Source organism: Sphingobacterium sp. G1-14, assembly GCF_002196555.1.
GTDB classification, from domain to species: Bacteria; Bacteroidota; Bacteroidia; order Sphingobacteriales; family Sphingobacteriaceae; genus Sphingobacterium; species Sphingobacterium siyangense.
Genome location: NZ_CP021381.1, coordinates 3688321 through 3709737, shown reverse-complemented (window position 1 = coordinate 3709737; position 21417 = coordinate 3688321). Strand labels below are relative to the sequence as shown.

18 protein-coding genes are annotated in these 21417 nt (G+C 40.7%); 10 read left to right on the top strand and 8 right to left on the bottom strand.

Features of this window, described 5'->3' with window-relative positions; all coding sequences use genetic code 11:
- Positions 1-137: 137 nt before the first annotated feature.
- Positions 138-638, top strand: a complete 501-nt coding sequence (locus CBM24_RS15945; protein WP_075993110.1) for an RNA polymerase sigma factor — start codon at positions 138-140, stop codon at positions 636-638.
- A gap of 163 nt (positions 639-801) precedes the next feature.
- Here the strand turns inward: CBM24_RS15945 and CBM24_RS15940 are convergent, their stop codons facing one another.
- A complete protein-coding gene (locus CBM24_RS15940) occupies positions 802-1086 on the bottom strand; it encodes a hypothetical protein (RefSeq protein ID WP_075993109.1) in 285 nt (94 codons plus the stop codon).
- Positions 1087-1332: 246 nt separating this feature from the next.
- Between CBM24_RS15940 and CBM24_RS15935 the strand changes: the two genes are divergently transcribed.
- On the top strand, positions 1333-1518 hold the full coding sequence (locus CBM24_RS15935; protein WP_075993108.1) for a hypothetical protein: 186 nt from the start codon (positions 1333-1335) through the stop codon (positions 1516-1518).
- Between the two features lie 188 nt (positions 1519-1706).
- Here CBM24_RS15935 and CBM24_RS15930 read toward each other — a convergent pair whose 3' ends face one another.
- Positions 1707-2270, bottom strand: a complete 564-nt coding sequence (locus tag CBM24_RS15930; RefSeq protein WP_075993107.1) for a ferritin-like domain-containing protein — start codon at positions 2268-2270, stop codon at positions 1707-1709.
- Between the two features lie 310 nt (positions 2271-2580).
- Here CBM24_RS15930 and ligD point away from each other — a divergent pair, with 310 nt between their 5' ends.
- The 5 genes from ligD (at position 2581) to CBM24_RS15905 (ending at position 10421) form a co-directional block, all read left to right on the top strand.
- Positions 2581-5343, top strand: a complete 2763-nt coding sequence (gene ligD / locus CBM24_RS15925; RefSeq protein WP_088161925.1) for a DNA ligase D — start codon at positions 2581-2583, stop codon at positions 5341-5343.
- 16 nt (positions 5344-5359) lie between these two features.
- Positions 5360-6271, top strand: a complete 912-nt coding sequence (locus CBM24_RS15920; protein WP_088163585.1) for a cation diffusion facilitator family transporter — start codon at positions 5360-5362, stop codon at positions 6269-6271.
- Positions 6272-6424: 153 nt separating this feature from the next.
- Positions 6425-8539 (top strand): catalase, encoded by a 2115-nt coding sequence (locus tag CBM24_RS15915; protein WP_075994852.1) that lies wholly within the window; start codon positions 6425-6427, stop codon positions 8537-8539.
- Between the two features lie 109 nt (positions 8540-8648).
- Complete coding sequence (locus CBM24_RS15910; RefSeq protein ID WP_088161924.1) at positions 8649-9512, top strand: SDR family oxidoreductase; 864 nt, start codon at positions 8649-8651, stop codon at positions 9510-9512.
- 228 nt (positions 9513-9740) lie between these two features.
- On the top strand, positions 9741-10421 hold the full coding sequence (locus tag CBM24_RS15905; protein WP_088161923.1) for a DUF421 domain-containing protein: 681 nt from the start codon (positions 9741-9743) through the stop codon (positions 10419-10421).
- Positions 10422-10774: 353 nt separating this feature from the next.
- On the opposite strand, the gene CBM24_RS15900 is transcribed toward CBM24_RS15905, so the two are convergent.
- Entirely contained in the window at positions 10775-12088 is a 1314-nt protein-coding gene (locus CBM24_RS15900; protein ID WP_088161922.1) for a mechanosensitive ion channel family protein, read from the bottom strand.
- Positions 12089-12266: 178 nt separating this feature from the next.
- Between CBM24_RS15900 and CBM24_RS15895 the strand changes: the two genes are divergently transcribed.
- The 3 genes from CBM24_RS15895 (at position 12267) to CBM24_RS15885 (ending at position 16616) form a co-directional block, all read left to right on the top strand.
- Positions 12267-13256: an NAD(P)H-dependent glycerol-3-phosphate dehydrogenase gene (locus CBM24_RS15895; protein WP_088161921.1), complete on the top strand. Its 990-nt coding sequence runs from the start codon at positions 12267-12269 to the stop codon at positions 13254-13256.
- A 1-nt stretch (position 13257) separates the two neighbouring features.
- Entirely contained in the window at positions 13258-15522 is a 2265-nt protein-coding gene (gene ggpS, locus CBM24_RS15890) for a glucosylglycerol-phosphate synthase (protein ID WP_088161920.1), read from the top strand.
- A gap of 236 nt (positions 15523-15758) precedes the next feature.
- The gene (locus tag CBM24_RS15885) at positions 15759-16616 is read left to right on the top strand and encodes a helix-turn-helix domain-containing protein (RefSeq protein WP_088161919.1); all 858 of its coding nucleotides are present in this window, start codon (positions 15759-15761) and stop codon (positions 16614-16616) included.
- A gap of 45 nt (positions 16617-16661) precedes the next feature.
- Here CBM24_RS15885 and CBM24_RS15880 read toward each other — a convergent pair whose 3' ends face one another.
- The 5 genes from CBM24_RS15880 to CBM24_RS15860 all read right to left on the bottom strand — a co-directional run bounded on the left by CBM24_RS15880 (position 16662) and on the right by CBM24_RS15860 (position 21173).
- Positions 16662-17564, bottom strand: a complete 903-nt coding sequence (locus CBM24_RS15880; protein ID WP_088161918.1) for a hypothetical protein — start codon at positions 17562-17564, stop codon at positions 16662-16664.
- Between the two features lie 18 nt (positions 17565-17582).
- On the bottom strand, positions 17583-18278 hold the full coding sequence (locus tag CBM24_RS15875; RefSeq protein ID WP_075993099.1) for a hypothetical protein: 696 nt from the start codon (positions 18276-18278) through the stop codon (positions 17583-17585).
- A 91-nt stretch (positions 18279-18369) separates the two neighbouring features.
- On the bottom strand, positions 18370-19617 hold the full coding sequence (locus CBM24_RS15870; protein ID WP_157698494.1) for a helix-turn-helix domain-containing protein: 1248 nt from the start codon (positions 19615-19617) through the stop codon (positions 18370-18372).
- A gap of 189 nt (positions 19618-19806) precedes the next feature.
- Positions 19807-20403, bottom strand: a complete 597-nt coding sequence (locus CBM24_RS15865; RefSeq protein WP_070565714.1) for a hypothetical protein — start codon at positions 20401-20403, stop codon at positions 19807-19809.
- Positions 20404-20576: 173 nt separating this feature from the next.
- The gene (locus CBM24_RS15860) at positions 20577-21173 is read right to left on the bottom strand and encodes a Crp/Fnr family transcriptional regulator (protein ID WP_088161916.1); all 597 of its coding nucleotides are present in this window, start codon (positions 21171-21173) and stop codon (positions 20577-20579) included.
- Positions 21174-21417: the final 244 nt, after the last annotated feature.

Sequence of the window (21417 nt, the reverse complement as noted above, 5' to 3'; positions counted from 1 at the left end):
AGGACAACGTATTTTTACCGCTAACGATGCAATTTATTTTACGGGCAAATTGGCCCTCAAAATTAGCACTCTTCTTGTTATCCTTTTCTTGTAAAATCATTTTAAACAATCAGTTGAATAAAGAAAGAGGATAAGTTATGAACAACCACAATTTAAATGTACTCATCAACGAAAAAAGAAGTTTACTTCATCATTTTGCTGCTAAATTTACTGCTGATCCGGATGAAAAGGAAGACCTGATCCAAGAAACTTGGATACGCGCATTGAAGTCCATAGACAATTTTGTTCAGCATCCGAAGCTAATGAGCTGGTTATATGTAATTATGAAACATACTTACATCAATAAGTATAGAAAAGCAAAGCGTACCACCGAAATTCAAGATCAATATGTGGTCTTGGAAAGTACAAATACAATAGAACTCAACAAAGGGATCAATAAGTTTATGGCCGAAGATATCGAACGGGCGATGAACAGCTTAACGGCGGAAAACTATGAAATTTTTCGTTTGTTTTTAGATGGTTATAAATACCATGAAATTGCATCCTATTTTGATATGCCAGAAGGTACAATAAAAACTCGAATCCATATGGTAAGAAAAAAGCTGCAAAAACAGCTTAAGGTCTACCGGTTAAATTGACAATCCCTACAAATAAAACAAGAGCTAACGTTTCAGTTTAGTTTGATATTTGCGAAAGGCTGACCTTTTAAGGTCAGCCTTTCTTTCGTATACTTTCAAAACAATAGTCCTTTGCGGAAATCGTATGTTCATCAACTGAACATGATTGCACTCCGACGAAGGTTCATCCTGGCTGCAGCTTTTCAACTATTTTCCAATTGTCCTCTTTTTTATCATAGCGAAGTAGCCAGGTTTCCTGGGGGACTTTCTCTTCCTTCCCGGTTGAATGTTCACCCACCGTAATCGTGATCTCTAAAGGAAGAGCATGCATAATTTCGGCATAGGCTTTTTCGCCGCCAAGGAATTCGATAATTGCTGGCATCGCATTATAACCAATTTCCGGGCTGAATAAGAACTCAGCTATGCCGCCATAATGAATCTCAGTACCATGAAAAATAATACCATTCATAATCTTACAAATTGAAAGTTAAAGTTATAGTGATCTTATCTCAGGTCATAAATTTTGGAATTTTGATCTGCGATAATTCTAACAGTCGTATGCCATTTTTGTTTTTTTAGCAATCCAATAATTTATTTTACAAAAGCAATCTATTTGTTTTTGAGACGTGTTATATCAGTAATTAAAAGCAGGAGCTTGAGGGTGAAATAGAAAAATTTTCAGGCAAAAAGGATTCAAAAAAATAATATATTCATCATGAACGTAAAAAGAATATTTGGAACTATTCTCACAGTATTGGGTATTGTAGGACTAATCTATACCGGCTATGAACTGATCATGAAAAGTAATGCCTATACGAATTTGGCAGTAGTCGGCATTTTGGCGCTTATTTTCTTCTCATCAGGAATAAGTCTTGTGAAGAACACTAAAGACGAGTCTTAAAGGCGGTTCATTTTGGCAAGTCTAATTTTCGGCGTTTGCTAAACATTAATGAAGGTCGGATTATCAAGTCCGACCTTCATACATGAATTTTACTTAATATAGTTGAGAATATATATAACAACTATATACCTCGCATTGTTTTCGTAAAAAGCCTTTAGCTGTTGGCCAAGGTTTTTGCTGTATTTCAACTATTCTTGGACAGCCTTGTCGTTTACGAAACCGCCTGCTATCCCTGTTAATGCTTCGTCGGTATCCTTCTCATTGTCTAAGGTATTTTGGAGCAGTGAAGCTACATCGTCGTGTCCCATCGTTTCTGCAAATGTGCGAAGAGTACCGTAAGTAGCGATCTCGTAGTGTTCTACTTTCTGTGCAGCAAGGATGAGGCCTGCATCTCTGGTAAAAGTATCCTTTTCTGTGTCAGAAATGATCGAATCGGCTTCATCAAGCAGACCCTGCATAGCGTCACATTTTTTAGCAACAGCTTTTTCTCCCAATTGCTCAAATACCTGTTCAAGAGTTTCTATATGTTTCTGAGTTTCCTTGGTATGCTTTTCAAAAGCAGCGGCGAGTTTTTCGCTAGTTGCAGCTTTCTGCATTTTGGGTAAAGCTTTCACTAAGTGTTTCTCGGCCCAATAAATGTCTTTTAGTTCATCGACAAAAAACTCGTGGAATTCACTGTCTTTCATTTTTCCGGTATTACCAGAAGGTTTTTTTGTGGCATTTTTTGCCGGTACAGATTTCGTAGTTGCCATAATAAAAATTTTAAGTGTTATTGCATAGATAACCCAGCCCAAACCACTTTAGTTCAATAAAAGATATTTAACTGTTACCATATAAAAGCGAAAGCGATATTCTCTTCTTAGGTTTGGTATAATCCTGTTAGCGTAACCTTTCGCACACCAATATTGTTCAGATTAGTATTTATCAGGCCATAAAAAGCAATTTGCTAAATGAGAGAAAACCATTTCGTATTGAGTTTTGTGCTATATCAAAATCGAATTAACTGGTAGCGTAATATGCATTTTATTATTTACCAATATATTAATTTTTAAAATACCGATCATGGCCGATAATAAATCAAAAAAGGGAAAAACAGCTAGAAACAGATCATCTAAAGATACAGTTACGGGATTAACTAAATATCGGCAAAAGCGTACCGAAGAGAAAACCCCGGAACCCTTTGGCGGGAAACCAAGTGGAACAGAATTACGCTTTGTGGTTCAGAAACACGATGCTTCACATCTGCATTATGATTTTCGTCTTGAAATGGATGGTGTTTTAAAAAGCTGGGCGGTACCTAAGGGGCCTTCAGTTGATCCAGGTGTAAAACGTCTTGCTATGATGGTTGAAGACCACCCCTATGATTATCGGAATTTTGAAGGAATCATCCCAAAAGGGCAATACGGCGGCGGTACAGTTATTGTCTGGGACGAAGGAACCTATGAACCTGCTGAGGGCGATTTTAAGGACGTTCCGAAACAAGAAAAAGAACTTTTACATCAGCTGTATTCTGGTAAGCTAAAATTCAAACTCAATGGCAAAAAACTCAAAGGCGAATTTGCTCTTGTTAAAGCCCACGGCAGGGGAGATAACGGCTGGCTGCTGATGAAACTGGATGATAAATATGCTAGTGAAGAAGACATTACGATGAAAGATAAGTCGGTGCTATCTGGCAAATCCATTGCGCAGATGGAGCAATCTCCAGATCATGTATATGGAGAACGTATCATTAAAAAAGACAGTACCGTTAAAGATAAACGCTCCGTAAAAGCCAAAGCATCTGAGCTTATCAATGATCAGCTTGATGCAGTTCCTAAAAATAAATCTCCGAAGAAAACAGATCTTCAAGATTTATTAAAAAATACACCAAAGCAAAAATTCTATTCCCACATTGAGCCCATGTTTGCCACATTGGTCGATAAGCCTTTTGATGATGAAGACTGGATCTATGAAGTAAAATGGGATGGGTATCGGGCGGTAGCTTTTATGAACAAAGGGGAAGTGGAATTGAATTCCCGCAACGATAAAAGCTATAATGAAAAATTCTATCCCATTTATGAGAATTTAAAGGAGCTTGGATTAAATGCTATATTGGACGGGGAAGTAGTGGTGCTTGGTGAAAACGGAAAGGCCAATTTCGGGTCTTTACAAAATTGGCGCAGTGAAGCAGATGGCGATCTAGTTTATTACGTATTTGATATCCTTTGGTGCAATGGGCAAGATTTAAAAGATCTTACGCTGCTTGAACGTAAAACTATATTAAAGGAAATCTTACCAGAACAGAAAAGCATTCTAGTCAGTGAACATTTTGAAACTTCGGGAACCCAGTTCCTCGAAGAAGCCAGGAAACTGGGCCTTGAAGGAATTATGGCCAAACGAAAAGATAGTATATACCATGTTCATAACCGTTCAAAGGACTGGCTAAAGATCAAGGCGAATAAAAGGCAGGAGGTCGTGATAGGCGGATACACGCTGAATGATAACTCCAGTAAGTTATTCAGTAGTATTCTTGTAGGTGTCTATGAAGGAAAAAAATTAGTCTATACAGGTAAAGTCGGTACAGGTTTCAATGAAAAATTACAGAAGCAGATGATGCAGCGTTTTAAACCGCTGATCATTTCTAAAACGCCTTTCAGTGAAGAACCAGATTTAAACAAACCATCACGCTTTAGACCCAATCCACCACACGCCTCGGTGACCTGGCTTAAACCCGAGCTCGTCTGTGAGGTTAGTTTTACGGAATTGACAAGTGATGGCGTAATGCGGCATCCTTCTTTTGATGGAATACGCGAGGACAAAAGTCCTAAGAAAGTTATTTTGGAGGAGGAATCTCCTATAGCAGAATTCGTTAGTGACATGGAAGATAAAATGATTACTCCACGAAGTAAAGGTGAGCGTAAGACCCTATTGAATCCGAAAGATAATACGCAGGTCAAAAAGATCAATGGGCATGAGTTAAAATTCACGAACCTAGATAAGATCTTTTGGCCAAAAGAGGGAATAACAAAAAGAGATCTTATCAATTATTATTATCAGGCAGCTCCATTTATATTGCCTTATCTAAAAGATCGTCCCCAAAGCATGAACAGATTTCCCGATGGTATTGAAGGTGAAGGTTTCTATTTCAAGAACGTAACGGATACTGCTCCGGACTGGGCGGAGACATATCTTTACCATAGCGAGACTGATAACAAGGATAAGCATTATTTGGTCGGAAAAGATGAAGCGACACTGCTTTACATGGTCAATCTTGGCTGCATTGAGATGAACCCCTGGAGTAGTACGGTCAAAAAGCCCGAAAATCCATCATTCTGTATTATCGATTTAGACCCGGATAAAAATTCCTTTAATCAGGTCGTTGAGGCAGCACAGGTAACGAAGAGCATCCTAGATGATATGGGCGTTCCAAGTTATTGTAAGACCAGCGGTTCTACTGGCCTTCACATCTATATTCCGCTCGGGGGGAAATACACCTATGATCAGTCCAAGGAATTTGCCAGGGTGATTGTCACATTAGTTCATAATGAGTTGCCCAAGTTCACCAGTTTAGAACGGTCCATTAAGGATCGGAAAGGAAAAATGTATCTGGATTTTTTACAGAATAGACCCCATGCAACCATTGCTGCAGCCTACGCTGTCCGTCCTAAACCCGGTGCAACGGTATCTATGCCGCTTCATTGGGATGAAGTTAAGAAGGGGCTGAAAATAAGTGATTTTCATCTCTTGAATGCCATAGAAAGGATGAATAGTGAAGGTGATATTTTTAAGCCTGTCCTTGGTAAAGGTATTGATCTCAAAAAAGTAATTGAAAAATATACGAAATAAACGCATCAAAACCTCCATGGATAATCCGGAATTAAAAACCAGTAATAAAAAATCAATATACAGTGCACTCGCGGCGAATGTATTAATTGCATTAACTAAATTCATTGCAGGAGCATTTACAAATAGTTCCTCCATGATTTCAGAGGGTATTCACTCAACGGTAGATACAGCAAATCAATTGCTCATACTTTATGGCTTGAAAAGAAGTAAGAGGTCACCCGACCAGTCTCATCCTTTTGGTTATGGCAAAGAACTATACTTTTGGTCTTTTGTTGTTTCCATTCTGATTTTTGGGCTTGGTGGTACATTATCTATTTACCAGGGTGTAGCTCATATCATGGAACCCGAATTAATGAGCGATCCTTTTTGGAATTATATTGTACTCATACTCTCCTTAATTTTTGAAGGAACTTCTTTTTTTATTGCTTTAAAAGAATTCAATAAAACCCGCAATGGTATGGGGTGGTGGGATGCAATTATTAAGAGTAAAGATCCTTCCAGTTTCCTTGTGGTCTTTGAAGATGGTGCAGCTGTGGCAGGGCTAATAATCGTTATGGTACTCATGGGACTAAGTCATTACTTGCAGATTCCTGAATTAGATGGCCTAGCTTCAGTAATCGTAGGCTTGTTGTTGGTTTTTGTATCCTTTATATTGGCTAGAGAAAGCAGAAGCTTATTAATGGGAGAGGGAATTGCTTCAGAAACAAGATTGAAAATTGCCCAGCTTGCTGAAAAGGATTCGGCTGTTATAAAAACTAAAAACATACTATCCACTTATCAATCGCCAGAGTACGTTGTATTGATGCTTATTATTGATTTTGAAGATCATCTTGAAACAGAGGAAATCACCGAGGCGATACGCCGGATTCGTGAGGATATAAAAAATGAATTTAAGTTTGTACACTTTGTGATTATTCAACCAGAATAATCAAATACAAGCCCATTTAACACGCAATCAATACATCATCTTCAGGCCAATAGCGTCAGAATTGTCGGTAATCCTGGCAAATGTAAATACCTGCCAAACCTTTCAGACTTTGGTTTTGTTCACCTGATGGATCAAACCAGAAGAGCATTAGATATGAAAAAAGAAAAGAATTTAAAAACTGCTGAGATAGATCAGCATTTAGTGGATAATTCCGAGCAGATTATGACCACCAATGATGGTGTGCCTATTTCCGACAACAACAATACATTAAAGGCGGGTGAGCGGGGGCCATCATTACAACAGGATCATATTTATTTTGATAAGCTGATGCATTTTGACCGCGAACGTATACCAGAACGTGTCGTTCACGCGCGTGGATCAGGAGCTCATGGAATTTTCGAAGCGACCGCTGACCTATCTCAATATACAAGCGCAGCATTTTTAAAAAAAGGAACGGTAACGCCTCTTTTTACTAGATTTTCCACAGTAGCAGGTTTCAAAGGCTCTACCGACCTTGCTAGAGATGTACGAGGTTTCTCTGTTAAATTCTATACCGAAGAAGGTAACTACGATCTTGTGGGAAACAATATCCCAGTTTTTTTTATTCAGGATGCGATGAATTTTCCAGATCTCATCCATGCCGTAAAACCAGAGCCGAACAACGAAATGCCTCAGGCGGCATCTGCACATGACACCTTTTGGGATTTTGTATCACTGATGCCCGAATCTGCACACATGATCATGTGGACGATGTCAGATCGTGCAATACCCCGAAGTTTAAGGATGATGGAAGGTTTTGGTGTCCATACATTTAAATTTGTGAATGCCCAAGGAAAAGGCACATTCGTTAAATTTCATTGGAAACCCAGATTAGGAGTACATTCAGTCGCTTGGAACGAAGCCCAAAAGATCTCAGGATTTGATGCTGATTTTCATCGAAGAGATCTCTATGAAGCTATTGAAAGGGGCGATTTTCCGCAGTGGGATCTCGGCGTTCAATTGATTCCTGAAGCGGATGAATTTAAATATTCGTTTGACATTCTGGATGCGACAAAGATTATCCCAGAGGAACTGGTGCCTGTTCAGATTGTCGGAACGATGACACTAAATCGAAATCCAGAGAATTTTTTTGCAGAGACCGAACAAGCCGCTTTCGATCCCGGAAGGTTAGTGCCAGGTATAGATGTTTCGGATGATCCGCTTTTGCAAGGGCGAATATTTTCGTATATGGATACCCAAAATTATCGATTAGGTGGTCCGAATTTCCATGAGCTTCCTATCAATCGTCCCGTAACCGGCAAACATAATAACCAAAAAGATGGTTTTGCGCGGTCTGAGATTCCTACAGGTGCCGTGAGTTATTTCCCTAATAGTAAAGCTGCAGGCTGTCCTTATCATGCAATGCTCAATGATGGAGTAGGATTTGAATCCCATAAGCAACCTTTTGATGGCTCGAAAATTAGGGCCCGCTCAGATTCCTTCGCAGACCACTTTACACAAGCAAGACTATTTTTTAATTCACAGAGCCCAGAAGAACAGGATCACATGGTCAATGCCCTGAGTTTTGAGCTTTCGAAAGTAAATGATGTCAATATACGAAAGCGAGAACTGGCTATTTTGAACCAGATAGACCAAGGATTAGCAAAAAATGTTGGTTCAAACCTCGGGCTTACACCGCCAAAAGAACTTGATCCTTTAACCCTCAAATTTGCACGTCAGAACCATCCCGAATATCCGCTTAAACCAGTCAAACCCGAAGTTGAAAAGTCTGCTGCTTTGAGTATGAAAGTAAAAGACGGCGAGGGTACGATCAAGAGTAGAAAGGTTGCTTTTCTTGTTGATCATGGAGCTAGCAAATCCTCCATAGATAAAATGAAAACAGCACTCGAAAGGGAAGGGGCGCAAGCAGTGCTAATCGCATCTCATGTAGGAAAGATCCGGTTCAAGGAAGGGACAGAAGAAGATATCCAACATTCCTATCTTACGGAGGCATCAGTTTGTTACGATGCATTCTACACAGCAGCAGGCGAATCGGTCAAAACTCTTGCGGAAAATGCCGATTACCTTCATTTTATCAATGAAGGTTACCGACACTGTAAGGCCTTGGCATTTGCACAAGGTGCTGAAGAGTTAGCTGAAAGATCATTTATTAAAAAAGATAAAGGCGTTATTTTCGAAAGCAAGGACAATTTAACAGAAGATTTTATAGCGGTAATGAAAGGCCACCGTGTTTGGGAGAGAGAAAAATCCAGAAAGGTACCTTCTTGATTTCTTGATATACAACAAATAGTCCTTCGGTAGAACGACTATTTGTTGTAGTCGAATAGAAGGAGGACCGGAAATCAGAAATTGCTTATAATTATTTACAAGAAGTAGCATGAAAAAAGAAGCAAGTAAAAAGATTCGACCGCTGCAAAAGCAAAAGCGACCGGGATTGGAAATAAATATGGTACCAATTCCTGACACGTCTCCAATACAGTATCCTGCAGAAGGAAAATTAAAAAATAAGGTCGCATTGATTACGGGCGGAGATAGCGGTATCGGCAAAGCTGTCGCTCTGTTATTTGCGAAGGAGGGTGCTGATATTGTTATAGCCTATCTTAGTGAAACAAAAGATGCAAAACAAACCAAAAAAGAGGTTGAATCCTTCTCTCGAAAATGTGCGCTGATTAAAGGTGATTTGCGAAAAGAAAATCACTGTAAAAAAGTCATTGAAATTGCAATAAAAGCGCATAAGAAAATTGATATTATAGTTAATAATGCGGGGCTTCACTGGGAAACAGAATCAATTGAGAAAATTTCCACTGAGCAGTTAATCAATACTTTTCAGAATAATTTCTTTTCCTATTTCTGGGTTACGAAGTATGCCATACCTTATCTTAAGAAGGGAGCAAGCATAATTAATACATCCTCGGTCACTGCCTATCGAGGCAGTCCAAAGTTGATCGATTATTCTGCAACAAAAGGTGCAATAATTTCGTTCACACGGAGTTTGTCAGCAAATCTTATAGCTAAAGGAATTCGGGTCAATGCTGTTGCTCCAGGTCCGGTATGGACACCATTGATAGCATCATCTTTTGATCCTAAAAAGAACTCCGAATTTGGAAGCGACTCTCCAATGAACAGGGCAGGAATGCCTAATGAAATTGCGCCAAGCTTTCTATTTCTAGCCAGCGAAGATTCACATTTTATGAGCGGTCAAGTTTTACATCCCAATGGAGGAGAAGTCGTAAATGGTTAGTAAACGTATAACTCATAATCAGCCCAGGAAGTCGTCTACCGGGCGATCTTTGAAAACCGAGAGGTAACACGCTTCGGCTAATTGCGCATTTTCGTCAAACTAATTGCTTCTTAACAATCAATAATTTATATATATTGTTTTTGCTGAGTAAGGAACTATTGCAACCGGAGGAATGTTTTAGGATTGAATGTGCGGAGGCCACATTAAGATTTTTGGTTTTAAAAGGTTATGATTGATATACAAAAAATATTTGCTGAGGGGGTGGAAATCTCCTTTCTTGTTGAAATAGGAGCGAGAACAGTAATAATGTTTCTTCTAATATTGATAATTCTAAGGCTCTCGGGTAGAAGGGGAGTTCGACAGTTAACTCTTTTTGAGGTTGCGATTATTATCAGTTTGGGCTCAGCTGCGGGAGATCCAATGTTTCAAGAAGACATACCGATTTTTCATGCGATTGTTGTTTTTATAGGTGTAATTTTCGTCTATAGGTTGATCACCTGGCTCGCCTCCCGATCAGAGAAGATTGCCCATTTATTGGAAGGCAAAGTTTTACCTGTAGTAAAAGATGGTGTATTTGATATAAAACATGAAAATGATAATAACTTTTCACATATGGAATTTTTTTCCGAACTGAGAAATTTAAATATCGAACATTTGGGACAGGTTAAGGAAGGGATTCTAGAAGTCGATGGAACCTTAAGCGTTTTATTTTATGCGGATAATGATGTGAGATATGGGCTACCATTATTCCCATCATCTTACAAAATGGTTGATGTATCCAGTTCCGAAGGGCCATTTGCATGCATGTATTGCGGTCATGTTTTATTTAGTTTTGAGAATGATTCCCAGTCATGTCCAAGATGCAATAAAACACAATGGAGCATAGCCTTGAATTCACGAAGAGTTTAGAATAAATAATACCATGTATTATTTGAACAGATTATAGGATGGTGCAGTAAGACCGTTTATATTCGAAGGATTAAGGGTTGATCAGATGAAAATACCATTTGGGAAGAAGTTTGTGACATATAGACTCTTCAATCTGAATCGCCGAATCTACACTGTACTTTTGAAAATATATCCTGTTGATATAGTGAAAACTATTTACGATATGGAATGTATGATGTCAGGCCTCTAAATGCCGGCAAAGAAGGCCCGTATGCTAAACTAGGGGAAACCAATTTAGCCGGTCTTTTGATAGCTGCCCAGCGGCAATAAGATTGAAACCACCGGGCAAGCTTAGGTTTATCGCAACAAAGGAGCTACTGTTGGGAACGGGGGGCCATCGCGCCGAGCAGCCGCAGGTCGTCCGATGCAGGCAGTTCAAATACCTGCAGGTGAAAGTGCTTAATGGCAGCTAGTAGATGGTCAAATATATCGGCCATCGTATCTTCGAAATAGGCCCATTGTGTCCCCTTGGTAAACATGTAGAGTTCCAGCGGAATACCGTATTCACTAGGGGCTAGCTGACGGACCAATAAAGTAAGTTCCTGATGGATATTGGGGTTATGTTTGGCATAGGCGAGTATATAGGCCCTGAACAGGCCGATATTGGTCATCCTGCGACCATTGACGGGCGAGGAGCTGTCTGTATGCCAGGTTTTATTGTACTCGGCAATCTCGCGCTCTCTTTTTTCGATATAGGGAGCCAGCAGCCGGATTGTTTTTAATGCCGTGATTTCCTCCGCACTGAGGTAGCGCACCGAAGACATTTTAATGTTCAATGCCCGTTTTATCCGACGGCCACCAGTCTCCTGCATTCCACGATAATTTTTAAATGAATCGCTCAGTAGGGTATAGGTCGGAATGGTGACAATGGTCTTGTCCCAGTTCTGTATCTTCACATTGTTGAGGTTGATCTGCAGGACGTCGCCGTCCACACCGTATTTGGGCATTTCTATCCAGTCTCCTACGCGTACCGAGTCATTCGCCGACACCTGAATACTGGCCACAAAGCCCAGGATAGTGTCTTTAAATACGAGCATGAGGATGGCGGACGCCGCCCCAAGTGAGACTAGAAAGGACCAAGGTGAATTGCCGGTCAGCAGGGAAACGACCAGTGTACCGATCACAAAAATTAAAAAGATCTGTACCACCTGCAGGTAGCTGTCGATGGGTTTGTCCTTAAACGCATTTGAACCACGAAAAATATCGCGGCAGGTTTTTAACAAGCTATTGGCCAGATGGTAGATGGTGAACAATAACACGATATCCAGAAACTTGACAATAGCGGCTGTAAGCACCGGAAAACCAACGAAGATCACCGGCAGCAGCTGCCGTGTAAGCAGCACGAGCAGGGTACGGCTCACGCGTACATGCACCTTGTTTTCCAACAGATAATCATCCCATTTGGTCGAGGTCCGCCGGGCAATCCGGTTTAATGCGGAATAAAATACTTTGCGCATGATATAATCGAGCGCATAGAGCAGCACCGCAAAAGCAAAAAGTAACCCGGCGGCCGTAACAATATGTGCCTGCTGCTCCGGTAAACCCAATTTTGCAAAGAGATTAAAAATGTACTGATAAATTGAACTTGATGATTGTTCACTGAAGTTAAGTATGTTTAAATTTTTCATATGAACAAACAAATTTACGAAGAAATATAAACACGGATTTTGGCGTGGAAAATACCCCTTTAACCCTGTTTTTACGCGTAAAGTTTGCTTATTGATTAATTTTTACGTATATTGGTAAATTAATAGATAACCCGACGGCGAAAATTTTCTGTTTCGCGTCTTTAAAACCCCCAACGATTTGAATGAGATTAGTGTGATAGGTGGTGGGAGTTGGGCCACGGCCCTGGTTAAAATTTTGACAGAAAATAGCATTTATACCAACTGGTACATGCGGCGTTCCGAGCAGGTGCGCGCGATAAACCAGGATGCTATTAACCCTGACTACCTATCGTTTTTAAAACTTGACAATACAAAAATTTATGCGTCCGATCAGCTGGACGAGATCGTGGCTCGATCGAAAGTAATTCTTTTCGTCGTGCCCAGTGCGCATCTGGACAGTGTTTGCGCCGCAATCCCCAAAGAGGACCTTGCTGAAAAATTTGTCATCACCGCCATCAAAGGGACCGTCGGCCCTGACAATCTGCTCCCAAGTGCTTATCTCGCCCGGTATTTTGAACTGAAAGATTTTCAGCAGGCGATCATTGCAGGGCCTTGTCATGCCGAAGAAATCGCGCGGAACAAGAAAACCTATATGACGCTGTGCGGTCCGAATGAAATCTTTATCAGTAAGATTTCCAACGGGTTTGCTTCAAGCTATATGCAGGTGAATTATAGTCCCGACACCCTGGGTGTGGAGTACGCAGCCATTTACAAAAATGTGGTCGGTATTGTCTGTGGCATGGCCGAAGGACTGCATTATGGTGATAATTTTATGGCGGTGCTGGTTGCCAATGCCATTGACGAACTGGGACTGCTACTGCGTGCCGTCGGTGCACCCCATGTCCGGCTGGGCAGCTCTACCTATTTGGGAGACTTATTGGTGACGGGTTACTCCGCACATAGCCGCAACCGGACTTTTGGTAAATACCTTGGCCTGGGGTATTCGGTTTTCGAAGCCCGTCAGCTCATGGGCATGGTCGCCGAAGGATATGTTGCAACCAAGGGGCTGATGGCGACGGTCACGAGCCTTGGACTCAATTTACCCTTGTTACAGACAGCCTACCGTGTGCTATACAACCATATGGCTGCAATTGATGAATTTAAACTTTTAGAAAGGAATATAAGATAATATGCTATTAGCAACAGATTTAGACGGAACTTTTTTAGGCGGAAAGATGGAAGACCGCCTCAGATTATATAGACTGATCAAGGCCAGCCCGAATATGCAGCTGGTTTTTGTAACCGGAAGAGGACTGGAGTCGGTATTGCCGCTACTGAGCGATCCGCTCATTCCGGTGCCGGACTTTATTATTGCGGATGTGGGCGCCACAGTCGTTAACGGCCATAGCCTGGAAGCAATTGAACCGCTGCAAAGTGAGATTGAGGAAAAATGGCCGCAGACTTATGCAATCCGGGCAGCGCTGGAGGAAATACCGCAGTTGAATTATCAACATGTGCCGCAGCAGCGCCGCAGTTCATTTTATTATGAAGGAGGGGTTGACCATAGTCTGGTGCAGCAGGTGGCTGACAGGTATGACTGTGATATTATTACTTCGGCCGATAAATACCTGGACTTGCTCCCCAGAGGTGTCAATAAGGGGACAACATTAAAGAAGCTGGTTGAATTTTTGGCTGTCGATCCGGATGATGTGATGGTGGCCGGTGATACCCTTAATGACCTGGCCTTATTTCAGATCGGTTTTCGGGGTGTTGCGGTTGGAAAGTCCGAACCGGGTTTGCTGCAGGCCATTGATCAATTGGATACAGCGTACAGCGCAGAAGCTGCCGGGGCGGGCGGTATACTGGAATATATGGGCAAATACCGCCCGTTTCAGCAGTTGATTCGTGGAGAACAAAAATTAGTGCCTCAAAAAAGAAAGTCCAAAAAATCCGATCAGCTGGTGATGGTCTACCATCGGCTGCCTTTTGAAAAGGAATCGGTCAATGGTAAGACGGTGCGGGTAGCACCCAAAAGTCCAAATGGCATTATTCCCTCGCTGCTGGGCTTATTTGAAAAGGGACGCTCCGGTCTTTGGATCGGGGAGGAAGTCATCCAGCAGGACGGAAAGCCGGTCCCAAATCAGTTGGTGGACGAAAGCCGATACCCTAATCTGGTCGCTTCGACCATATCACTGTCTAAAGAGGATATCGATAAGTTCTATCGTGTATTCTCCAAAGAGGCGTTCTGGCCGACGATCTTTTCCTTTGTGGACCGGGCAAAATTCAACCACGAGGACTGGGAACATTACCTGATGATAAACAAGCGCTTTGCCGAGCGGATTGCCCGCGAGGCCGACGAGGAGGCGCTGGTCTGGATCCATGAGTATAATCTGTGGATGGTACCTTCTTTTTTAAAGACCATGCGCCCCGATCTGAAAATTGGCTTTTTTCACCATACGGCTTTTCCGGCAGCAGATATTTTCAATATTATTCCCTGGCGCAAAGAGATTATCGGCAGCCTGTTGCTCTGTGATTTTATCAGTTTTCATATTCCGCGTTATGTCGAGAATTTTGTGGATGTGATCCGTAGCCATACACCATTTAAAGTGGTCAAAAAAGTTGATGTCGCCAATCAGTTCCTGACCTATAGCTGTGCGCTCGGCGTCGATCAGATGACCAAGATCATTGAGGTGGATGGCCGGCAGATTAGGCTTGGCGCACAGCCGGTGGGGGTCAACAGGGATCATATCGAACAGATTTTGACAGATGATAAGGTTAAGACCGAGATCAATGCCCTCAAAGAAAACAAAGCCGGATCGGGAATAACGCGTATCATATCCATCGAGCGCCTGGATTACGTCAAAGGCCCCTTGGAAAAAATCCAGGCTTTTGGTGAATTTCTGGCCGAATACCCAGAATTTAGGGGTAAGATTGAACTGGTCAATGTCTGTACGCCGCCATCACAGGGGATGACGATCTATGACGAAATTCGGGATCAGGTGAATCAGGCCGTGGGTGAGATCAACGGTAAATATGCAACGATGAACTGGACCCCGATCCAATATTTTTACAGGGCTTTACCTTTTGAGGAAGTGGTCAAATACTATGCGCTGAGCGATATTGCCTGGATCACGCCTCTACGGGACGGACTGAATCTAGTCGCAAAGGAATACATTGCGACCCATGGGTTATTGGAGACTCCCGGGATTCTTGTGCTCTCAGAATTTGCAGGTGCCTCGGTCGAATTGCCTTATGCCATATTGACCAATCCCTACGACCGTAAGAGCATGAAAGATGCACTGTTGAAAGCCTTGGTCATGGAACCCGGAGAGGCTCAGGTCAGGGCGCGCCGGCTGTACGAGCATATTGAGCATTATGATATCCATTACTGGGGGCGGGATTTTGTGAAAGAGCTCGAAAAATCGGGTAAAGCAATTGTTCATGAAAAGAAGTAACTGCTAGTCTTAGGTGTCAAACGTGCTTTTTTAGCCATCTTAGAAAAAAAGAATTAGAAATCCGTGTTAATCTGGTTTCTTGAATAGAAGACAAAATAACGTTGAAAACGAAGCTGCTGGATGTATCCTTTAGGAAATCCCTCTATTTTACAAACAATATTGTTTTAAAGAGGGTTTTTCTTGAGGGAATAATTCAATAAAAAATAACGCGCAAAGTCTCGAAGAAAAAATAAAATATGATAAATAATGGTAATAATAATGAATTTCAAAATGCTTTCAGTGCAAGCTTCAGTTATTATTTTGACAATTTTGGAAATGAGGAGCAATTTTTTGATTCTGCCAAAAGATGGATTGATGATAAATATTTCTTGATTGTGTTTGGATGTTCAAATAAGGATCATCGTGGACAACATATCTTATTATTTTTCAGCAGCCAGTATTTTCCGGTCCAAGAAATAAGAGGATATTTTAAAGAAGGGGCTTATTTTGCATTCCGTTCAGATCTATTTACAGGATATAGTCTGCGAAATAAATTGAAAGAATTTGGGTTTCTAGAATACTCCATTCAGGAATCGATGATCTTATCGAATAACGATTACAGACTTATAAAAAATATCTTTGAACTGATAGACCTCGAGACTAAGATGCCCATGAGTGAAACGCAGTCTAAAATACTTATTTCTTATCTTGATTTGCTTTTACAACATATGCAAAGGTTTTATCAACAGTTAATGGAAGATAAGCTGAATGAGTTTAGAGCGTTACAAAAAGATTTCATGAGCGAGCTGCACACTCTTTTTGATAGCAAAAGAAAATGCTTGTCCCTACTTCCTAGTTTAACATTATTGTCCAGGAAACTAAATTGTACAACACGATTTCTCAATGATGTTTCTTTAAAAACTTCTAAAAATACAGCACAGTATCATATTGATAATTTTATTGTTAAAATAGCAAAGGAATTACTTGCTGAAACTGATTTATCAGTAGCTGAAATCGCTAAAAAAATGCAATTTGATCAACCTCAGTCATTAACCAGACTGTTTAAAAAGAAAACAAGAATTAGTCCACTCGACTATCGTATATCAATTATATGACAAATTTATTCCCAGAGGAATCAGCATTAGCCTAGCCAAATCAGTTCATTGGTCAAGCCAATGAACTATATTGAGCAAAAATTGAGCATTCTGTTTTGCGGCCGGATGGTTCATTCCTCTTTTTTCACTTTTGATGCCATGGAGTTGTGCCGAAAAAGGAGCACCATCTCCGAATACCACAATTCTCCCTTTCCCGAACTGCAGGTAAGCACCGTTTGCAAACCCTTTGCCCGACAATCGGGGAATATTGTCTGGAATAGGCCTTTTTATCTGATTCGCATCATTGGGTAGGTAGATGTCATATTCTTCATTTAATAAAGAAATAATACGTGCCGTCGTTGGTACGATAAAGCCAGTTCCACCCCAGCACATAATACTGTCTATTTCTTTACCTGATCCAGTGGTTATAGAATTTGATAACAGTGTTTCTCTGTCCTTTGAAAAGATCTCGGGACGTCCATTCTTAGGTAAGGCAAAACCGTTCACGATATGAATACCAAATGCTGCACCGAGCGTTTGTACAGATCCGCCACAAGGCATGTGGTCGGTGACTAGAAATAGGCTTCCACCATCAAATACCCATTGGCGGAGAGTTTCTATCTCCTGATCGGTAAAGACTGAATAGGTGGGTAATTTCCAGTTTTCCGGATTATATAAGGCATTTATGCTGATATAGATTTTTACTTCTTTTAATTGATCGTAAGAGATTTTTTCTTTAGCACTTCGGAGGCGATATCCATCAGCCAGAAGGAGATCTGAAAAAGGAGCGTAGGCTCCTCTCAAAGTAACCGGATTGTTGTGTGCCTCGTCAAATAGGAGTAGAGGTCCATCACCGATCCGGTGGTGCGGATCGGTGATGGGATAATGAAACTGTTCATCCGCCACCTGTTGGGCGCTAAGCTGAGCTGTACCCAGCAGCAGGAATAAGCAGGCAATAAATCTGTTCATAATATTTTTTTATTAGGATTATTGATCAGTTTTTAGCCAAAGATCATTTTCGAAACACTGCATCTGCTCTACCTTTCCATTGGCAACAGAAAATGTCAATGGAAAGGTGCCATCATCATTGAGGAAGAAAAATTCCGATCGTGGGGTAAATGAAATTGTTTTGTTATCCCACAATTGAGTAAGCGTTAGGCCTGTTGAGGAGGGATCTATTTGAATTTTAAAGTTGTTGTCATTTACCTTGAGGTAAGTTCCGGCAAGTTGTTTCAGTTGAGATGCGGTTAAACTCGCGATTTTAGTGGGGTCAAATGGCACACGCTCACATAAAATCCTACCCAGTATCTTGGTTTGGCTAAAATCGCCGGAATCATCCTTTAAAAATTCTATGGCATAGCCTTCGTTTTTGGATTCAAAATGCGTATCATCTTTACGGACCAGCTGATATCTTTTTTTCTGATCCCACAGCTGTGTCGCATACAGGTTGTTATCTTGCTCCTCGAAAGCAATGAAAGCTACTTTATTGGGTAGCTGGTAGTAGCCTTGAAATGATTTTAGCGGAACCAACTGTTGTTGCTGGGGGCTATCTTTAGAGGCGGACTGGGCAAATGTATCAATCGAAGCAAAAAGACAACATGCTCCCACCAGAAGACCATATGTTGCTTTGGAAAATTGGCGGATCGCTCTCGAGTATCCGCTTGGTTTGGTGTATTGTATCATAATTTCTTTTGTTGATATGATACAAGAGTAGGTCTTTTTGATAGGCTAACCGTCCGAATGGATGCAATCGAACAAACTTCATTGTGCCGAGTTAGTTTGATTGTTTACTATTGACTTTCATATATTCTGTCGGCGTAATGCCTGTTGCTTTTTTGAAGCTGGCATAAAAGGTTGTTCTTGAATTGAAACCTGCCCTTATTGCGATTCCAAACATATCAAGTAGCTTGGCCTCTTCGGATAATAAAAGTTGTTTCGCTTCCTCCGTGCGAAGCTCGTTGATAAACTGGTAAAAATTTTTCTGCAGTCCATTGTTTATGATGTAGGACAGATCGTGCGGATTGATTCCGATATGCTCCGCGAGGGATGATAGTGTTAAACCCGGGTCGAGATATAGCTTTTCAGCTGTAGTTTTCTGTAATAGTTTTTCTTTTAATGTGTCTACCTGTTGTGCTGTAAGCCGATCCTCGGCTTTAACCTTTTTATGCTGCGCTTCGTTGATGAGGTTTTTTGTAGACTCAATTGTGTAAATTGACCGTTGTGTTAGCGTTGCGTACCCAAGTGCCACTGTGCCCATAAAATATAAAATTGGGGCGACAGCACTAAAAACTAAATGAACCATAGCGAGTAGACGGACAACAATCATCAATAACAGCGCAATCAATAGGTACTTTAACCAGGCCATGTTTATCTTTTCCGTATAGGAAGATAGCTGGCGAATGTTTTTCTGGTGTATTTTAAAGAGGTTATAACAGGCAATCCAATAAAAGATACATTGTGCAAAAAAGAAATATTTGATAGTAAAGATGATCCATTGCGGTAATTGAGGCGGATGGATGTGTCTATTAGAAAGTCCGGGTATTAAATAAATGATGGAGAAGAAAACGAAAGCGAGGAATGGAAAAAAATGTAGTCCCCAATACCGAATTTTTGCTGTTGGTTTGACCATGTAGTGAACGGCCAGGTAGAAGCAGGGGAGTGTAGCCCATCGCGGGAGTTCCAGCGTATGGATCAATCCATTGCTCTCGATATGAAAACCTTCAAGAAAAAGCTGGGTAAATAAGCATGCCATCAAATAATACCAAGTCCCAAGCCACCGGTCTGCGTGGGAACAACTGTGGTTGACACCCATAACGATTAAGGTGCCGAGCAACAGAAATGCACCCGCTGAAAAAGCATGAAAGGTATAGAGTATATTGATCATGGGCCGTAGCAAGTTATCATTGTAACGTGAATTTAAACATAATTGATCAAATGGTGCTACATCATCCATATAAGTACCCCGATCCAGCCATTTACGGATAGCGGGGCGACGAGTAAGCTTTTTTTTACAAATTAGCAATGATCTTTACTGGTCTTGTCCGTGTCCATCCAAACGGATAAATCTGTTAGGGTTCCATGCGATACAATATCAAACTGCTGTCGAATGAGATTACTGATATAGGTTGCTTTTTCGTTTTTCGGTTTATGCTTCGATCGCTTAAGCGGAGATAGTGATTTTATCAATGACAGCACAGTTCTCGATTATAGCTTATTGTTTCCATTTCACTTTTCCCTTATCGTCCAACATTTCGATAGAAGGGTTACCCAGACTGTCCACCTTTAAAATAATTCTCGGTATCTCATTGTTATCTTTCATCACCAAAGAAGCGTTCCCATTCTCTGTTAGTAGGTTTATCCGGTTAATATTATGCCCCGGCTTACCGGATAGATCTTTATCATTAATCAATAGACCAGCCCTGAAATAATTGTCGTGTTTATTATCCTGTGCCAGGATACCAATGGCATCGGCATTCTGATAATCAAATGCAAGTGCATTCAGGTTAGTCTCTTCATTATCGGTAATTGCCAAACCGCCTCTTTCGTCTCCATTTTTATCATAGAAAATCAGGCCCGCGGGAGCGTAAGCCCTTTTATATGTTTTCCCTTTGATAATAGGTTGCGGAATGTTATCTGTGTTTGCAATAACGACACGATTATTTCCAGATCTGTCCTTGATATCTATTCTTTCCGCGCTTAAACTGTGCTTGTTGTTCAGAAAAAAGTAGACCACACAAGCCATCAGTACGATATTGGAAAGAATAAGTGCGGTTAGAAATATTTTTAGTGTTTTGGAAATTGTTTGCATAATTTAATTTCAATTGTTAATTATTACGGTCTCCTATTCCAAACTTCAATTAATAGTACGATGCGTTCTATTTCAAAGAGTTTAATAGTATCCTTTATTATTGTTTGATAATAAGCAAAAATAAAGTGTGATTTCGACAACGCACTCTACATAGGTTGAGCGTAATGATTTTTTTATTTGTTTAGCCCTTTACGTATTCGGCTCAACTGTGTTGGGGTAATGCTCAGGTGCGAAGCAATATATTGTAGTGGAATTCTGCTGTCAATTCCCGGATGTGCCGCCAGCAATTTGAGATATCTTGTGGTTGCACTTTCGGTCAGTAAAGAAATTTCTCTTTCTTCATTAATGACGATCCATTTTTTCTCCAAATAGGCAATGTAAAGGTTTTTTAGTTCATCATTTTGATTGATAGCTGCTCTTGTTTGATGATAAGGCATACATAGCACAGTAGTGTTTTCAATAGCTTGCAGTTTAAAATCGTTGGGCGTTTTTATGATTGCCGAAAATCTTGTGCTCGCAAAATCCCTCTCCAAATAAATCCATTTATTCCAGATAGCTCCTTTTTCATCAATAAAATAAGAGTTTAAGGCTCCTTTACAGACAAAGAAAATGTCATTGGCGACACGCCCTTCCCTAAGTAAAACTTCATTTTTCTTAAACTGCTGAACGTAGGCCGTTTCAGCCAATAAATCAAATGCCTTATCCGAAATGGGATATACGCTTGTAACAGCTGTTTTAAAGTCAGCAAGATATTTTTCTGTTTCTGTCATTTGCTTTAGCGGGGCTATATTCGAATAAATATAACGTATATTTTAAATAGCTAAAATTGATTTTTCTTCTTCTTTGGATATTTCGATATCAATGACCACTAGATATATATGATAGATTTTATCTTGGTATTATTGTGCCTGAATTTGTAGCGGCAATAATAGTCGTCTGTATTTATTGTTCTGTTTCGTTTTTGAAACCGAAGCGTTATCCCAGTAGTTGCGGTGAGAATAATCTCTACCGATT

Bases quoted from the DNA above. Each gene is read 5' to 3' on its own strand.
- CBM24_RS15915 (WP_075994852.1), top strand. From the start codon at position 6,425: ATGAAAAAAGAAAAGAATTTAAAAACTGCTGAGATAGATCAGCATTTA.
- CBM24_RS15875 (WP_075993099.1), bottom strand. From the start codon at position 18,278: ATGATACAATACACCAAACCAAGCGGATACTCGAGAGCGATCCGCCAA.
- CBM24_RS15945 (WP_075993110.1), top strand. From the start codon at position 138: ATGAACAACCACAATTTAAATGTACTCATCAACGAAAAAAGAAGTTTA.
- CBM24_RS15935 (WP_075993108.1), top strand. From the start codon at position 1,333: ATGAACGTAAAAAGAATATTTGGAACTATTCTCACAGTATTGGGTATT.
- CBM24_RS15865 (WP_070565714.1), bottom strand. From the start codon at position 20,403: ATGCAAACAATTTCCAAAACACTAAAAATATTTCTAACCGCACTTATT.
- CBM24_RS15880 (WP_088161918.1), bottom strand. From the start codon at position 17,564: ATGAACAGATTTATTGCCTGCTTATTCCTGCTGCTGGGTACAGCTCAG.
- CBM24_RS15885 (WP_088161919.1), top strand. From the start codon at position 15,759: ATGATAAATAATGGTAATAATAATGAATTTCAAAATGCTTTCAGTGCA.
- ligD (WP_088161925.1), top strand. From the start codon at position 2,581: ATGGCCGATAATAAATCAAAAAAGGGAAAAACAGCTAGAAACAGATCA.
- CBM24_RS15940 (WP_075993109.1), bottom strand. From the start codon at position 1,086: ATGAATGGTATTATTTTTCATGGTACTGAGATTCATTATGGCGGCATA.
- ggpS (WP_088161920.1), top strand. From the start codon at position 13,258: ATGCTATTAGCAACAGATTTAGACGGAACTTTTTTAGGCGGAAAGATG.
- CBM24_RS15900 (WP_088161922.1), bottom strand. From the start codon at position 12,088: ATGAAAAATTTAAACATACTTAACTTCAGTGAACAATCATCAAGTTCA.
- CBM24_RS15910 (WP_088161924.1), top strand. From the start codon at position 8,649: ATGAAAAAAGAAGCAAGTAAAAAGATTCGACCGCTGCAAAAGCAAAAG.
- CBM24_RS15920 (WP_088163585.1), top strand. From the start codon at position 5,360: ATGGATAATCCGGAATTAAAAACCAGTAATAAAAAATCAATATACAGT.
- CBM24_RS15860 (WP_088161916.1), bottom strand. From the start codon at position 21,173: ATGACAGAAACAGAAAAATATCTTGCTGACTTTAAAACAGCTGTTACA.
- CBM24_RS15930 (WP_075993107.1), bottom strand. From the start codon at position 2,270: ATGGCAACTACGAAATCTGTACCGGCAAAAAATGCCACAAAAAAACCT.
- CBM24_RS15905 (WP_088161923.1), top strand. From the start codon at position 9,741: ATGATTGATATACAAAAAATATTTGCTGAGGGGGTGGAAATCTCCTTT.